The organism is Lewinella sp. LCG006 (genome assembly GCF_040784935.1).
Taxonomy (GTDB): Bacteria; Bacteroidota; Bacteroidia; order Chitinophagales; family Saprospiraceae; genus Lewinella.
Genome location: NZ_CP160680.1, coordinates 2,817,595 through 2,834,156, shown reverse-complemented (window position 1 = coordinate 2,834,156; position 16,562 = coordinate 2,817,595). Strand labels below are relative to the sequence as shown.

Here is a 16,562-nt window from a genome sequence, read left to right as displayed (position 1 = left end):
ATTTGGTTAGATGGTTGGATGGTTAGGTGGTTCGTTTGAATACTTCAAACAGCTATCTAACCATCAAACCATACTAAACTATTTCCCATCAATCACACCCATCTGGTGTAATATCGGAAGTTGCCCGCTGTAGGTCTTGGCAATATTCTCTTCCGTAAAGGTTTGTTCCATTGGTCCGTAGGCAATCATACGCTGATTGAGTAGGATAACCTGGTCAAAATAAGTGGTGACGGTAGACAAATCATGATGAACAACCAGGAGTGTTTTCCCCTCGCTGGCCAATCGCTTTAATACCTGTACAATCTTGTCTTCCGTTGTAATATCCACGCCGACAAAGGGTTCGTCTAGCAAAAAGATGTCTGCTTCCTGGCATAATGCTCGTGCCAAAAATACCCGCTGCTGCTGTCCTCCTGATAATTCTCCAATCTGCCGTTTTGCAAGTGCAGTGATGCCCAATTCTTCCATAGCAGCCTTGGCCTTGGCCCGATCTACTGAAGAAAGTCGGCTAAAAACTTTTTTGTGGGGATAGCGCCCCATCAAGACCACATCTAATACCGTTGCCGGAAAACTCCAATCCACCTCCGTCTTCTGGGGTACGTAAACTACTTCTTTGCGCTGGGATTCAATCGGCAGTTTATTGACTTTTACTTCTCCTGCCGACACTTCGATCAAGCCTAGAATAGCTTTGAAAAGGGTCGATTTACCGGCGCCATTGGGGCCTAAAATACCATAAACATGCCCGCTTTCGATTCTTAAGTAAATATTGCTAAGGACCCGCTTGCGTTCGTAGGAAACAGAAAGGTCTTCAATGGTCATTACGGTCGATCTGCTCATGTTCATGTGTTTAACTTAGCCACCATAAAGAAAAAACTCCCCGCCATAATTAACAAGATGAAGCCAAAGAGCAGATAGTTCTGCGTCGTATTCTCTTCCTCTTCCTGGTGATTAAGGGTTTGCTTGTCCAAGCTCAATCCTTCCGCAATCGTGTGCGCATTGTGGCGTAGCATATCCAGGTAGGTTCCGGCTGGCCCATCTTTTTCACCTAAAGAATCCGCGTACAGGCTACCGCCAATAATGACGTTGTTGTCCTTTGCCAATACCTTAAGCAGCTTGGGGTTGATCGTGCTTTCAATAAACAAGGCCGGCACCTCTGATTCTTGTAAAACCCGGGTGAGTCGGCGGATGTCTGAGGTCTGCACATCGGCATCGGTAGATGTACCCAGGACGGCTTCTACCTGCACTCCATACCGTCGGCCAAAATAACGAAAGGCGTCATGGGAGGTGATTAATATCCGTTTATGACGAGGAATGGCACTAAGGATTTCTTCGATCTCCTGGTCCAGATCCTCCAATTGCTGCCGATAAATCTGGTAATTAAAATTAAATTCGGCCTCGTATTCTGGAGCCAACGTAACCAAAGCATCCCGAATATTTTGGATATAAATAAGTCCGTTACGAGCCGACATCCAGGCGTGTGGATCAGAGGAGTTTTCGTGTAAGTCACTTTCAATGACATTAATCCCTTTGGTGATGGTCGTAATTTGCCCCGTAAAACCTGAATTGACGACCAACTCATCGATCCAACCCTCAAAAGTAAGCCCGTTGCGCAAAACCAAATCCGCCTGGGTCACCAGTTGTACATCGGAAGGCGTCGGTTCATAAATATGAGGATCGCCACCAACCGGTACTATCATTTTCACATCGATCAAATTACCCCCAATCACTTCCGCCATGTCCGCAAACATGGAGGCCGAGGCAACTACCAAAAGGCGATCTTCCGTTTGCCCATTCAGGGTCCAACCCGCGCACAATAGGACCAGAAATATTAATCTTCGAAGCATATTTCTATTTCTTTTGTACAAACAAATTTTGCCCCACCTTCTGAGAAACAAGGAGCTTCTGCTGGTCGACCACTTCCAACTGAAGCGAATTATCATAAGCAAAACGCTCACCGATCACCAGCTCAGCACCTAGCAACAATCCCGTTCGTTCGAGGTACTGTAAAAACGGCGTGCTATGATCTTTTACCCCAACCACTACAGCTTTCTGCCCTACGGGTAGCTGGCTAAGCAACACCTGCTGGCGCTCAGCTATTCTTCCGTTTCTATCAGGTATTGGATCACCGTGAGGATCATATTTCGGAAAGTCGAGAAATTCATCCAGGCGGTTGATCAGTTCCCGGGATTGGATGTGCTCTAATTGCTCGGCCAATTCATGGACCTCGTCCCAGGTGAAATTGAGTTTCTCAACGAGGAAAGTTTCCCACAGACGATGCTTACGCACCAAATGAGTTGCGGTAATCTTCCCTAGGTCGGTCAGTCGTACCCCTTTCCTTTTTTGATAATGAATCAACTCTTTTTGCGATAATCGGTTAATCATATCCGTTACCGAGGCCGCAGAGGTATTCATCTCTACCGAAATAGCATTATTTCCAACCAGGGAACCCGTCTGCTGGCTAACCTTATAAATAGCCTTTAGGTAATTCTCCTCTGCTTGTGACAGTTGATCCTGCATAGAATAGCGTAAACTCATTTAGACTCGCCTAAAAAAATCATTAGACACCACAAGTTACAAGAAATCTCTAACACAAGCAAATTAGAGAATAAGGAGATCAAAGTAAAAAAGTGTAAGGATTGTACAACCCTTACACTTTTACACTCTTCCAACGTTTACACCTTACCTAAGGCTTCACCCCAACATCCACTTTGATTCTCTCTTCGCGATTGGCCAATTCCCAGGCGGTGTAGAAGACCAATTTGCCAATGCGGGCCATTTTTTCGAAGTTGATTTTATCAACGGTATCCGTGTCTTGGTGGTAATCAGCGTGTGTGCCATTGAAGTAGAAAACGGCAGGGATACCACGCTCGGCAAAATTATAATGATCAGAACGATAGTAGTAACGATTCGGATCATCTTCTGCATTGTAAGTATAATCCAGTTCGAGCTGAGTGTACTTTTCGTTGACTGCTTCGTTGATTTCGTGCAGGGTAGTACTCAGGCGATCAGAACCTATGACATAGATATAATTGGGGTCTGCGGCGTGTTTTTCATCGACACGACCTACCATATCTACATTGATATTGGCGATTGTATTTTCCAATGGGAAAATGGGATGGTTGACGTAAAATTCCGATCCCAAGAGCCCTTTTTCCTCTCCCGACACCAACATAAACAAGACGCTACGACGAGGGCCCACACCAGCCTCTTTTGCAAGGGTAAATGCTTGGGCGAGTTCGAGAACTGTTGAAGTACCGGAGCCGTTATCATCCGCACCATTGAAGATAGCATTCCCCCGACGACCAATATGATCATAATGAGCGGTGACAACGAGTACTTCGTCTTTTAAAACCGGATCTATTCCTTCTACGAAAGCGAGCATGTTTTCTCCTAATAGCTCTTTGACTTTCTTTTGCTGGGTCAGGCTCAGATCAACGGGAATACTCACAGACTTGGGCTTACCTTTCTTTTCTATGCGCTTACGAGCTTTTACGACCTTTCCATAAGAGGATCCGAGAATAGCCTTCGCAGTTTCCGAAGAGATATAGATGCTGTTGCTGTAATTATCTTCAGGCTTTTCACTAAAGCCCATGTGCATACGGCTATCGAGCGAAATCTTCCGGGCACTACTCAAGTTTTTCTGGAAATTAGGGTCCAGAATGATCACGGTTTCTACGCCGTGTTGGCGAGCGGCTTTGAGCTTGAGTGTAATGTCCTCCGACCATACCGAAGCTGTTGCCGTACCAGAAACATAAGAAATACCATTCTCGTCTTTGGGCTCACCATCCATAATCAAGATAGTTTTACCTTCCAGACGTTGATTATCATAATCATTGTAGGTATCACTTTCGATACCATACCCTAAAAAGACCACTTCGTCGGCCATTATTTTTGGGCGGTCGGCATTTTGTGAAGGATAGGCGTAGTAGTCCCACAAATTCCTTTTGCTACTCCCATTGATCACAAAATCGATTTCTTCCCAACGTTCAGAGATAAAAGAGATGGGTTGAGAATAAGATTGTTCTGGCCCAACGCCAGGCAAACCATAGCCTTTGATAATTTCTTCCAGATAACGAGCGGCTTTGTATTGGCCAGGCTGCCCGGTCTCGCGGCCTTCCATTTCATCATCCGCCAAAACGGTGAGATGGCGGGTAAGGTCTTCTACAGTGATCGTATTGGCATAAGTTACTGCCGGATCTTCTACCAGCCTTTCTTGAGCAAATACATTCAAGCCCAGCAGGGCGAAGAACAAAACAAAACTTGTCTTTATCATTTGTTACGCTTTTTCAGAAAGTGAATTTAGCAATAATCGCAGAGATCGTTGGCCAATAAACCGTCAGCCACTAGCATAATGATTCAAATGCGGCCGTTTTTGCGATAAAACGTAGCCACTGCACTCTAATCTGCACCAAGACGTTGCTTAATTAATGGATACTGATTCAAAGGGAATACGTTTTCCACAGGTACTTCTAATTTCCCCATACCAGACGCAGAAAGGATGGCATATTGCTGTTGGGCAAAATCGGTAACATCTATAATTTCCAATATCCATTCTTCATTGAAGCGCTGCACCCACTCTCCTTTAAGGCCTATTTGAATAGCCCTCCGATCAAGTTTCTGCCCGTATGGATCATGATCTGGATCCCACTGCAATCTAACTCCCGAATTACTCAATGCCGCCTGCCAGTTTTCTTGATCCTGATAGACAGCTTGCTGAAAGCTGGAATGTACAGCTGCTTCCAGGATTGCTAAAAAGCCCTCCAACTTAAAACGAATAGCAAGAATGCGTTCCTGGTTGGGTTTAGTGGCCCATCCAGCCCGGTACATCATCCACATAAACCCAGGTTTGATCCAGGTCATACGAGAAAACGAATAATGCGGTCCGCCAAAAGATTGTTCGCGTACCGCAAAATCAGCAATTGCCGGACGATAGGCTTGGTAAACGATAATATCATCCGCCGTAAATTGGGCACAAAGATGTTGTCCACTATTGGGCAAGCGGGCTTGTTGTTCTTGGTAGTTTTCTAGTAATAATGAGTTCATGTTAAAAATAAAAAAGCGTGAACAGTAAAATTACTGCTCACGCTGGTTGACTGATTCTTCGCGCTGGAAAACTTTTCCTTACGCAATATTTTCGTTAATAAGCCTTAGCAAATAAGACTCTCCTGCTGGAGGGTTTTCCAGTGAGCACGCATTTTCCCTCTTCTTCGGGCGCATCGTTGGGAATACAACGGATCGTAGCTTGGGTTAGTTCCTTGATCTTTTGTTCCGTTTCGTTGGTACCGTCCCAGTGAGCAGCAATAAACCCAGGAATATCCTGATCCAATACTGCTTTGAATTCCTCGAAAGTATCAACGCTGGTGGTTTTTTCTTCGCGGAACTTCAGCGCACGATTAAACAGGTTGTTCTGAATGTCTTCCAACAATTGCTCAATGTGATCTACGACTCCTTCCAGCGCTTGAGTTGATTTTTCCTTGGTGTCGCGGCGGGCGATTTCTACGACACCGTTTTCCAAATCACGCATACCAATTCCTACGCGTACAGGCACGCCACGTAGTTCGTGTTCAGCAAACTTGAAGCCAGGACGCTTTTTAGCATCCGTATCATACTGTACGCGAATTCCTTTGGCTTTTAATTCTTTCATCAGTTTTTCAGCGACCTCATCAATCTCTTCCCCTGGTTTTGGGATAGGAATGATCACCACTTGTACAGGAGCCAATTTAGGCGGTAGTACCAAACCTTCATTATCAGAATGCGTCATGATGAGCCCCCCAATCAACCGGGTAGATACCCCCCAGGAGGTTGCCCAAACATATTCTTCCTGGTTGTTTTCATTCGAGAATTTCACCTCAAAGGCTTTTGCGAAATTCTGACCTAAAAAGTGGGATGTGCCTGCTTGCAGTGCTTTACCATCTTGCATCAGCGCTTCAATGGTGTAGGTGTCATCCGCACCAGCGAAGCGCTCGCTTTCGGATTTGGTTCCGCGAACAACAGGCATGGCCATGTATTCTTCCGCAAACTGGGCGTAGACGTCTTGCATACGCCGGGCCTCTTCAATCGCTTCTTCTTTGGTAGCGTGAGCAGTGTGGCCTTCCTGCCACAGAAATTCGGCCGTACGCAAAAACAGCCGTGTCCGCATTTCCCAGCGCACAACATTGGCCCACTGGTTGATCAGCAAAGGCAGATCGCGGTAAGAGGTAATCCAATCACGATAAGTATTCCAAATGATGGCTTCACTGGTTGGGCGAACCACCAATTCTTCTTCCAACTTGGCCTCTGGATCCACCATTAATTTGCCTGGCTCATCCGGATTGTTTTTGAGGCGATAATGGGTAACGACTGCGCATTCCTTCGCAAATCCTTCGGCATTTTTTTCTTCCGCTTCAAACAAGCTCTTTGGTACAAAAAGTGGAAAATAAGCGTTTACGTGTCCCGTTTCTTTGAACATTTTGTCCAATTGATCACGCATATTTTCCCAAAGTGCGTAACCATAAGGCTTAATGACCATACATCCCCGCACCGCGGAATTGTCGGCAAGGTTCGCTTTCTTTACAATATCAATGTACCATTGAGAATAATTCTCTTCCCGGTTTGCAATTGCTTTAGCCATAATCGTATTGTCCTTTTACTTTAGCTGGGGTAGGCCAACTTCTAAGTGGTATAAGCTGTTGTATTAATAAAGACCTCTGAATGTCAAGTTGTTAGGACAAACGTTTTCAGGTGACAAAATCGTTCCCTAATCGTCTTAACAGTAGTTAAATCGCCTTGTTAATACTATTTAACACCCTCCAAAAGGGCTTTTAATAAGGTCTTAACTAAAAATCAGGCACAAAAGTAATAATTTAGTGTTTGATAAGTACAAAAATGAGTGTTGCAGTAATTACGCCAAATAAAATGAATATGAAAAATAGAAACCTGACGGCCTGGATGTTACTACCCGCCCTGTTGCTGGTAGCTTCCGCGCTATCGGCTCAGTACGACGATGTCTACTATGATCCGGCTACCGATTCTGACTACTATAACAATAGTGGTAACTACTACAACAATCCTCCTGCGAATACGAATTACAATGATGAGTACTACGAGGAAGATTATGGCTACGATGATGACGATTATGATCACTATGATGATTATGACTACAATTATTCCTCACGGATTCGTCGTTTCCACCGCCCTTATTATGGCTTTGGCTACTTTGACCCAGTCTATATTGATGCCTTCTATTATGATCCCTTCGCGTTTGGTGGTACAACCGTATTGATTTACGACTCTCCCTGGGGTTTCAACCGCTGGAATCGTTGGAATCGGTACAATCGCTGGAACAGCTGGAATCGGTACAATGCCTGGAATTTCGGCTATAATCCTTATGCGTTTGGACCAAGTTTCGGTGTAGGATTTGGCTGGAACAGCTGGGGCAACAATTGGGGCTGGAATAATGGTTGGAACAACGGCTGGAATCGCTGGGGCGGAGGTTACTCCAATTTCTACTGCCCACCAGCATGGGGTAATAACTTTGTCTACAACACCGTCAATGTTTACAACGACAATAATGTCACTCCCATCACTTACGGTCCTCGCAGACTTGGTTCTACCGTAGCGGCAAGAACGAATAACCGTACCATTCCATTGCAAGCTGGTAATCCTGTAGATGTAACAAGCAATCGTCCTGCACCTACCGTATCATTGGCAGAGCGTGAGCGCAGTCGCAACAACGACACGCCCGTGGTACGCACCGATCGCCCAACCGACAGTGCTGCCGGGCGCACACGTGACTATACGCAACCACAACCATCAACGCAGCCTTCTACTAGCCCAAGTACGACTCGTCAGCCAGCTTCAACAACGCGTTCTACGCCAACGACGACCCGTACGACGCCAAGTAACAACTACAATCCGAGTACTGCACCAAGTAGCACCACGCGGGAAATTGCACCTCCTCGTGATACGCGCCCAAGCACCAGTAATTCGACCCCTAATTCTGGTCGGACACAGCCTTCGACACGCCCAACGACCAGGCCCTCGACTCAGCCATCAAGCCGTACTTACCCAAATAGCAGACCGTCTAGTACACGGCCTTCAACTCAACCGAGCAGCCCTCGGCCATCAACCAGTACGCGTCCTTCTACTCGCCCTAGCAGCTCACGCAGTGGGGGTAGCAGCCGACCAAGCACCTCAACAGGTAGTAGCCGGCCATCGAGTTCAAGCCGCAGCGGTGGATATAGCCCAAGCAGCTCATCGAGCCGGCCATCGAGCGCTAGTCCAAGTCGTAGTAGCTCATCGAGCAGACCGAGCACCTCTTCTAGCAGGCCCAGCAGTAGCAGCCGTAGCGGTGGTGGATCTAGCTCCAGTTCTTCTCGCAGCTCATCAGGCAGCAGTCGGGGAGGTGGTAGCTCAAGTTCTAGCTCCAGCTCTCGCCGTGGTGGATAAGCAGCACTGAAAAATATGGTTTCTATAAGATAAGATAAGATGGGTGGAGGTGGCAGCATTTCCACCCATTTTATGTTAAGCGCGTACTAGGGACTTATTGCTACGGTGAAATCGTCTCAGCCGCGCTATTTTTAACGCCCTCTACTAACCCCCAAATTTATTTTACAATGAACGTATTCAAACCTCTTGTTTTTATCCTGGCATTTTCCTTTACGAGTATACTCACTGCTCAAAATTTTGGGGATGCCTTACGTTATTCGGATTTTGACCCGATCGGTAGTGCTCGTTTCACGGGTGCGGGTGGGGCCATGGGCCCTTTGGGTGCCGACTTTTCGGTGATCAGCACCAACCCTGCAGGTTTAGGGTGGATCAGGAAATCTGAGTTCATGATCAGTCCCGGATTGTATATCAATTCCGCTAATGCTCAGCTACTGAATGGCGACAATCAATTGGATTTTGACGATGCCGCTGTACAATTCAACATCCCTAATGTAGGCATCGTTACCAGCTCTCGTGGAGCAAATGGTATGGAGACCTTCAACTTTGCTCTTGGTGTTAATCGCCTGGCCGATTTCAACCAGCAGTTCTATTATAAAGGGGTTTCAAAAGGAAGCTTGGTGCAACGGTTTGCAGAATTGGCCAATGACCGAGGGCTTGATGATTTTGAGGCCGGAGTAGCTTTTGATGCAGAAGCATTAATTGAAGACAATGGTTTTTACTTTAGTGATTTTGATGGCCAAGAAGATGCCGTCGTAGAGCGCGAGGAAACGGTCATTCGTAGTGGATCAATATCTGAATTGGCTTTTGGTTTTGCCGGTAATGTGCAAAACAAGTTGCTTTGGGGATTCTCTCTCGGTGTTCCTTTCCTTAATTACCAGGAGCAGAAAGAGTATTCGGAAACCGACCCTACCGACGAGGTTTTTGTTTTCAATAATCTCCGTTATACCCAAAATCTAACCACAGCTGGTGTGGGTATTAATTTAAAACTGGGTTTCATTTATCGCGCACACCAAGCATTACGGCTAAGTATGGCAATTCATACACCTACCTATTATCAAATAGACGAAACCTTCACCACTGCCATGGACTACAGTTATACCTTGCCAGAAAGCCCAACCAGCAATGGTTCGGCCAACTCTCCAGAAGGACAATTCAACTATGGCTTGCGTACCCCCTGGCGTTTATTGGGAGGTGTAGGTACTGTTTTTGGAAAAAATGGCTTCCTTACCGGAGAAGTGGAATACGTCAATTACAGCAAAAATCGCTTCCTTTTCGATGGCTTCTCTACCGATGAAGCAGAAATCAACGATGAAACAGCGGCTAATCTTTCTAGTGCCGTCAAGATTCGAACAGGTGCAGAATACGCGATGGGTAATTTCCGCCTACGAGGAGGTGTTGGGTTACAACAAGCACCTATCGTGGGAGATAACACCTTTTATACGACGGGCAGCTTTGGCTTAGGCCTCCGACAAAAGACTTACTATTTAGACTTTGCTTATCGTCGTACAGGCCTAAAGACCACCTACACGCCTTATCTGGCCACCGATGCTCCCCAGCAGTTTGTAAACAACGATACAGTAAGAGAGAATTTTCTTTTCACCATTGGCTTTAGGTGGTAAAAGCTTAGGGAAGCGATGCGTGTCGATTGCATCGTCATTGGAGTAGAGGGTAGAGCGACTTTAATAATGCTAGAGGGAACGACTAATATAATTTTTCAACCTCGGATTTATTAACCGAGGTTGAAAATTGATTCCTAATCGCTCGTTATCCCTCTACCCTCTACCTCAAAGGGTCCGGTGCAGCCTGAACGCTGAAGACTGAAAGGACGATCACTGGAAGGAGTCCTTGCTATTGACTTTTGAAGAAAGTCCAGCTAAGCGACTGTTGAATAATTTCATCTTGTAAGTTCAGTCATCGCTTCCTCCCAGGACGTGAAGTCAAATTGATGCATTACCATCTCCTTTTTGGCTTTTATTTGCGGCAAGCAAAGATTCCCGAGACTACCCTCATGCGTGTGTTTTAAATCTCGGGGCGGATCGAAGGTGCCAGCGGCAATTTGTGCGCCTATTTTTTGGTAGGCATCGCGAAACGGCAAGCCATCCAGTACTGCAGCATTGACCGCTTCCACGCTATACAGCAAGCGGTACTTTTCGTCTTCCAAAAGATGATCCTTAACCTCCAAGTGAGCAATGGCATAAGTCGTCATTTCCAACACCTGTTTCATTTGAGAAATCGCGGGAAAGAGTACCTCCTTTAACAATTGAAAATCGCGGTGGTAACCGGAAGGTAAATTACCATTAAGCTGCGCCATTTGCGCTGGCAAAGTGAGCAGTTGATTGCAGCGCCCGCGGAGCAACTCGAATACATCTGGATTCTTTTTATGCGGCATAATGCTGGAGCCCGTAGTCAAGTCATCGGGAAGCTTTAGAAAACCAAAATTCTGGGAGTTGTATAAACAAACGTCCATCGCTAATTTACCCAAAGTTTGAGCCGTCCCCGCCAAGGCAAAGCTAAAGTGCAGTTCCGTTTTACCCCTACCCATTTGGGCGTGTACCACATTATAGGCCAGTTCTCGAAAACCTAGTAATTCGGTCGTCCGCTGACGGTTCAAGGGGAAAGACGAACCGTAGCCCGCCGCAGATCCCAAAGGATTTTGGTTGATAATATGGTGCGTAGCACGCCATAGCTCCAAGTCATCCACCAAGCTTTCGGCATAAGCGCTGAACCACAGGCCAAAGCTGGAAACCATAGCAACCTGTAAATGCGTATACCCTGGCAGCAAAACATCTTTATTGGCTTCCGCTTTTTCCAATAAAAGGCTACTCAAAGTAGATATCTGACGAACGATTGTAGCCAGCTCTGCCCGAAAAAAAAGTCGCAAATCCACCAATACCTGATCATTACGGGAACGGCCACTGTGGATTTTTTTACCAATGTCCCCCAAGGCCGAAGTAAGCAACATCTCTACCTGAGAGTGGACATCCTCAACCCCTTCCTCAATGACAAACTCCCCTTCCAGTGCTTTGTGATAAAGCTGGCGTAATTGCTCGGCCAGCAATTCGTATTCTTCTGGCGGCAACAAGCCTACTTCACTCAACATTTTCCCGTGAGCCAGAGAACCAGCGATATCAAAAGGAGCCAATTGAAGATCCAACTCACGGTCGCGGCCTACGGTGAAAGCTTCAATTTTGGCATCTAGGCCGTATGCTTTTTGCCAAAGTTTGTTTTTGGGAGTATTACTCATTGTCTTGGGGAAGGTTTACTTGTACGTTATATTGGGAAAGCATTTCCAGTGATTCAGGCGTACTCACATCGAGGGCCTGATAATCTTCGCGGTGAGCTTTTTTCATTTCTATTCTACGTATGCTTTTGACAAAACGGCGGAGATCAATTTCGCTGTTCAAAATCAAGCCCGGCACCGTCGTCGTATTGCCTGTTTCATCTTTGGCGACCATCGTAAAGTAGGAGGAATTGCAATGTTTGACAAAACCATTCTGGATATTTTCGGATTCTACCCGAATACCGACTACCATTGAAGAGCGGCCTACGTAATTGATCGATGCTTTCATCGTGACCAGTTCGCCGATTTCAATAGGATTTCTAAAATCAACGGTATCCACCGAAGCCGTTACACAATATGCTCCTGAAAATTTGGAAGCACAAGCAAAGGCAATCTGATCCATGAGGGAGAGGATATAACCACCGTGAATCTTACCGCCAAAATTGGAGTGAGAGGGCTGCATCAGCACTGAAATAAAAACCTCGGAATCCTTTACACTTTTGAAATCCATGTTTCGTCAAATTTTAGTTGCTCGAGGACGCTAAGGTAAGTTTTGATCCCGGCAATGATCTCCGTTCGCCGAATGAATTCATCGGCAGTATGCGAGCGGGCACTGTCCCCGGGACCTAGCTTAATGGTCGGAAAAGGCATCAATGCTTGATCGCTCAAGGTTGGTGAACCGTAGGTAGACCATCCAAGTGACGCCACAGCTTTAGCCAGGGGATGATCTTCTGCGATGCCAGAGGATTGCAACCGAAGCGAGCGTGGTGTCAGTATCGATTTGCACTCGGCCTGTAGCGCAGCCACTACTTCTTCGTTGGTATAATGCTCATTTACCCTCACATCCATCACAAAACGGCAACGATCGGGCACTACGTTGTGCTGGCTACCTGCATTAATTTGCGTTACCGAAACCTTCACACCTCCCAGTAAAGGCGATACTTTTGGAAACGTAAAATTGCGTAAACGCGCAATATCCTCCAGTGCCAGGTACAAAGCATTGGTTCCTTCTTCACGAGCGGCATGCCCCGAAACGCCCTGTGCTTCCCCATCAATGACAATCAGGCCGCGTTCGGCGATGGCTACGTCGCCTGAAGTAGGTTCGCCAACAATCCCTCCGGCTATCGGACCTAGTTGTGGTAAAACATGAGCAATTCCACCAGAACCACTGATCTCCTCCTCGGCAGTAGCTGCCATGATGAGGTTGAAGGGTAAGTCTTGCCGGTCTTTGAGCAACAAAAAAGCAGCAATCAAGCTTATGAGCGGCCCGCCAGCATCATTGCTCCCAAGGCCAAAAAGCTGGTCACCTTCCCACTGTGCGACGAAGGGATCGCGCTGCCAGCTCGCAGCCGGTTTGACGGTATCATGGTGGGAGTTTAATAAGATGACCGGCAAGCCGGCGCGCCAATGAGGATGCTTTACCCATACATTGTTCTTCTCCCGCATGGCTTTTAGGCCCTTATCGGCAAAAAATGCTGCAAGTAAACCCGCTGTATCTTTTTCTTCCCGCGAAAAAGAGGGCGTTCCGATCAGTTGTTCCAGTAATTTGATAACCTGGACACAGACAGGATGATTTGGGGTGATAGCAATGAGCTCCAATTTTTCCTTTTTTACGAAAGTAAGGACTTCGGCAAAAAATGACTATAGAATAGCTCACGATTAAAAGGATTTCCTACAACGGCTAAGCTGAGCTTTGGACAAAATACAGCTCTAGGTGTCGGCGAAGAATTGTATGTTTGTCCTTCATTGAAAAGTAAACTTGTCAAAATACAAGTAGCAGGTATGCCAAAATTTGCTGTCATTGACTGTGGAACCAACACTTTCCATTTGCTCATCGCCGAGCCAAAGCCAGAAGGAGGCTTCACGACGGTTTATCGCGAAAGGCGGTTTGTCAAGCTCGCTGAGGAGGGCATACAACGGATTGGCGACAAGGCCTATTTGCGTGCTTTGAATACCTTGGAAGCTTACGCTCAAAAAATCAACGAGCACCAGGTAGTGGCGACCCGGGTGTCGGGTACCGCCGCCCTGCGAACGGCTGATAATGGTCCACAATTCGTCGCAGAAATAAAGGCTAAAACCGGGCTCGAAATCGCTATTATTCCCGGTAAAGAAGAAGCCCAACTGATCTACGAAGGCGTACGCCAGGCAATCGGACCACAGGAAGGGCCATGGATGGTGATGGATATTGGTGGAGGCAGCGTAGAGTTTATCATCGTTGACCAAGGGGGCGTCAAATGGTTTGAGAGCTTTCCGGTGGGGGTAGCTGTTCTTTATAAAAAGCTTCACCAGAGCGAACCGATCAGTCCGCTAGAGATAGAACAAACCCGATTATTTTTAAAAAGCAAATTGGTTGATCTGGAACTGGCACTTAGCCGTTACCCCACACATCATCTGGTAGGTGCTGCTGGTACTTTTGATGTCGTAGCCAGTATCCTTGGAACAGCCAAACCCACTCCCCATTGCGATGTCGTGGCCTTAGAGGGCTTTGAGCAACTTTACCAGCAAATTACCTCCGCCAATCGAGAAGAACGCCAAGCGATGACAGAAATTCCGGATGACCGGGTAGATATGATCGTGGTAGCCATGATTTTGATCAAACTGGTGCTAGAGATCGCTAAAGTGGAACAAATGACGGTCTCCAGTTTTGCGATGAAAGAAGGGATGCTCGCCAGAATGCTGGCCGACCAATTAAAGGATTAGTCGTGCGACAACTATAAAAATACCAATTACTCCTTATCTTAACAAGCTCAAAACAAAACCCATCGCTAATGTCCAATCAGAAAAAGCCATACATTAGTCCAGAAACTATTCTTCCCGAGACGACGGGAAAGGCCCTTATTCTAGGTGCTTTGTTGTCCATCATTCTTTCAGCAGCCAATACTTATCTGGGGCTCTTTGCGGGCCTTACGGTTTCGGCAAGTATCCCCGCTGCGGTTATTTCCATGGCCGTATTGAGAATGTTCAAGGAACACAATATCCTGGAAAACAACATCGTACAAACAGCCGCCTCGGCGGGTGAGTCGCTAGCGGCGGGGGTGATTTTCACCTTTCCTGCTCTGGTTTTGATGGGTTTCTGGGAAAATTTCAATTACCTGGAAACCGTACTGGTAGCACTTTGCGGTGGTGTCTTAGGCGTATTGTTTACCGTACCGCTCCGTTCGGCTTTGATCATTCAGCAAAACTTGCAGTTCCCCGAAGGTGTAGCGACCGCAGAAGTACTAAAATCAGGGGAAGAGGGTGGTCGTTCCATCCGTTTCCTGGCCTGGGGTGCTTTGGTTGGCGCGCTGGTGAAGCTCTGTGAAGCAGGGTTTAAGCTATGGAACGGCGTTGCGGAAGGGGCCGCGCTGGCCGGTAAGAAAGCCTACCTCTATTTTGGGATCAACTTGTCTCCGGCCTTAATTGCCGTAGGCTACATTGTGGGCATCCGAATTGCTATCCTGGTATTTATCGGCGGCGCCATCAGTTGGTGGATCGCTATCCCTGCTTACATTGCCATGAACGGAGCACCGGAAGGCGCTGGTTCCGTGGATATGGGCTACGGAATCTGGAGTACCCAAATCCGTTATCTAGGCGTCGGCGCCATGGTTGTTGGCGGACTTTGGGCACTGATCGACTTACGCAGTTCGATCGTTTATGCTGTCAAGAGCGGGATTAAAGCCATTCGGGAAAAAGTAGACATCAGTACTGTATTGCGGACGGAACAGGACGCGCCCATGTCGTGGGTCATCTTGGCGATTGGGGTGATGATTGTTCCCATTTTCATTATTTACCTTCGCATGGTTGGTGATGTTCCCATCTCGGCGTTGATGGCGATCTTGATGGTCGTTGCGGGTTTTCTTTTCTCTGCCGTAGCTGGATACATGGCGGGATTGGTAGGAAGCTCCAACAACCCGATTTCGGGAGTTACGATTGCGACGATTCTTACTTCCGCGCTCATCTTACTGGCTTTGATGGGATCGGGTGCCGAGCGTGGGCCGGCGGCGGCCATTATGATTGGTGCGGTGGTATGTTGTGCAGCGGCCATTGCTGGCGACAATATGCAGGACTTAAAAGCCGGGCATATCCTTGGGGCTACTCCGCGCAAGCAGCAAATCATGCAAATGGTCGGCGTTGTTTCGGCGGCATTGGTTTTGCCTTTAGTCCTGCAATTACTCCTGACGGGGTACGGATTTGGTCCCGCTACAGCGGAAAATCCTGATGCATTGGCAGCTCCACAAGCCACGCTAATGGCCAGTGTTGCCGAAGGCGTATTCAAAGGTGGCTTACCCTGGACGATGGTCTACATCGGCATGGGAATTGGTGTACTGATCATTTTGGTGGACAAATATCTGGAAAAAGCAGGCATCGACTTCAGGGTTCCAATCCTGGCGGTGGCTGTTGGTCTTTATCTCCCCTTTGAGCTGGACAGCGCAATCATGTTGGGTGGTCTCATTTCCTGGATGGTGAGTCGTTACCAAAACAAACACAAAGCCAGCAAGGGTGAAGCCCACGCCGCCGCAGAGAAGTCTAGTGAACGCACGGGCCTATTGATCGCCTCTGGTTTGATCACGGGCGAAGCCTTAATTGGAATTCTTTTGGCGCTACCCGTAGCTATTTATGGCAGCTCAGAAGTGTTATCACTAGGTATTGAACTCGGCACGATTGCCGGAGTGGTGGTCATTTTGGCCATCTGCTACTGGATTTACCAGCAAGCGGCCAAGGCTTACGCTGAAGAGAAAGGGTAGACCGTAGAGGGATTAGGGCTGCTTCGCAGCCCTAAGGGTAGAAAGTAGAGAGATAATATTTTCAATAAGGTGACGATTTCTTATTTCGTAGCCTTGGTCTCTCTACTTTCTACCTCAAGGAAGCGAAGCGATCC

13 protein-coding genes are annotated in these 16,562 nt (G+C 47.2%); 4 read left to right on the top strand and 9 right to left on the bottom strand.

The genetic code is table 11. From position 1 onward, the window contains the following. Positions 1 to 78: 78 nt before the first annotated feature. The 6 genes from AB0L18_RS10055 to proS form a co-directional block, all read right to left on the bottom strand. On the bottom strand, positions 79 to 834 hold the full coding sequence (locus AB0L18_RS10055; RefSeq protein ID WP_367392456.1) for a metal ABC transporter ATP-binding protein: 756 nt from the start codon (positions 832 to 834) through the stop codon (positions 79 to 81). A 2-nt stretch (positions 835 to 836) separates the two neighbouring features. Beyond that, positions 837 to 1,841, bottom strand: coding sequence for a zinc ABC transporter substrate-binding protein (locus tag AB0L18_RS10050; RefSeq protein WP_367392455.1), 1,005 nt, complete (start codon positions 1,839 to 1,841; stop codon positions 837 to 839). A 4-nt stretch (positions 1,842 to 1,845) separates the two neighbouring features. Further along, positions 1,846 to 2,514, bottom strand: coding sequence for a metal-dependent transcriptional regulator (locus tag AB0L18_RS10045; protein WP_367393143.1), 669 nt, complete (start codon positions 2,512 to 2,514; stop codon positions 1,846 to 1,848). Positions 2,515 to 2,680: 166 nt separating this feature from the next. Next, the gene (locus AB0L18_RS10040; protein WP_367392454.1) at positions 2,681 to 4,270 is read right to left on the bottom strand and encodes a M28 family peptidase; all 1,590 of its coding nucleotides are present in this window, start codon (positions 4,268 to 4,270) and stop codon (positions 2,681 to 2,683) included. 125 nt (positions 4,271 to 4,395) lie between these two features. Beyond that, positions 4,396 to 5,040: a DUF4291 domain-containing protein gene (locus AB0L18_RS10035; RefSeq protein ID WP_367392453.1), complete on the bottom strand. Its 645-nt coding sequence runs from the start codon at positions 5,038 to 5,040 to the stop codon at positions 4,396 to 4,398. A 94-nt stretch (positions 5,041 to 5,134) separates the two neighbouring features. After that, positions 5,135 to 6,607 carry a proline--tRNA ligase gene (gene proS / locus AB0L18_RS10030; RefSeq protein ID WP_367392452.1) on the bottom strand — a complete coding sequence of 491 codons (1,473 nt, stop codon included), beginning with the start codon at positions 6,605 to 6,607 and terminating at the stop codon, positions 5,135 to 5,137. A 290-nt stretch (positions 6,608 to 6,897) separates the two neighbouring features. Between proS and AB0L18_RS10025 the strand changes: the two genes are divergently transcribed. Together AB0L18_RS10025 and AB0L18_RS10020 are read left to right on the top strand one after the other, a co-directional pair. Continuing rightward, complete coding sequence (locus AB0L18_RS10025) at positions 6,898 to 8,424, top strand: hypothetical protein (RefSeq protein WP_367392451.1); 1,527 nt, start codon at positions 6,898 to 6,900, stop codon at positions 8,422 to 8,424. Between the two features lie 167 nt (positions 8,425 to 8,591). Continuing rightward, a complete protein-coding gene (locus AB0L18_RS10020) occupies positions 8,592 to 10,043 on the top strand; it encodes a hypothetical protein (protein ID WP_367392450.1) in 1,452 nt (483 codons plus the stop codon). A 275-nt stretch (positions 10,044 to 10,318) separates the two neighbouring features. Here the strand turns inward: AB0L18_RS10020 and argH are convergent, their stop codons facing one another. Genes argH through AB0L18_RS10005 form a run of 3 tightly spaced genes read right to left on the bottom strand, consistent with a single transcriptional unit; the run spans position 10,319 to position 13,303 of the window. Further along, on the bottom strand, positions 10,319 to 11,668 hold the full coding sequence (gene argH / locus AB0L18_RS10015) for an argininosuccinate lyase (RefSeq protein ID WP_367392449.1): 1,350 nt from the start codon (positions 11,666 to 11,668) through the stop codon (positions 10,319 to 10,321). Beyond that, a complete protein-coding gene (locus AB0L18_RS10010) occupies positions 11,661 to 12,215 on the bottom strand; it encodes an acyl-CoA thioesterase (protein ID WP_367392448.1) in 555 nt (184 codons plus the stop codon). Before AB0L18_RS10010 ends, argH begins: the two co-directional genes overlap by 8 nt. Then, positions 12,197 to 13,303, bottom strand: coding sequence for a M20 family metallo-hydrolase (locus AB0L18_RS10005; RefSeq protein WP_367392447.1), 1,107 nt, complete (start codon positions 13,301 to 13,303; stop codon positions 12,197 to 12,199). Before AB0L18_RS10005 ends, AB0L18_RS10010 begins: the two co-directional genes overlap by 19 nt. A 183-nt stretch (positions 13,304 to 13,486) precedes the next feature. On the opposite strand from AB0L18_RS10005, the gene AB0L18_RS10000 reads away from it, so the two are divergent. Both AB0L18_RS10000 and AB0L18_RS09995 read left to right on the top strand, forming a co-directional pair. After that, positions 13,487 to 14,404 carry a hypothetical protein gene (locus AB0L18_RS10000; RefSeq protein ID WP_367392446.1) on the top strand — a complete coding sequence of 306 codons (918 nt, stop codon included), beginning with the start codon at positions 13,487 to 13,489 and terminating at the stop codon, positions 14,402 to 14,404. Positions 14,405 to 14,472: 68 nt separating this feature from the next. After that, positions 14,473 to 16,428: an OPT family oligopeptide transporter gene (locus AB0L18_RS09995; RefSeq protein ID WP_367392445.1), complete on the top strand. Its 1,956-nt coding sequence runs from the start codon at positions 14,473 to 14,475 to the stop codon at positions 16,426 to 16,428. The last annotated feature ends 134 nt before the right edge of the window (positions 16,429 to 16,562 follow it).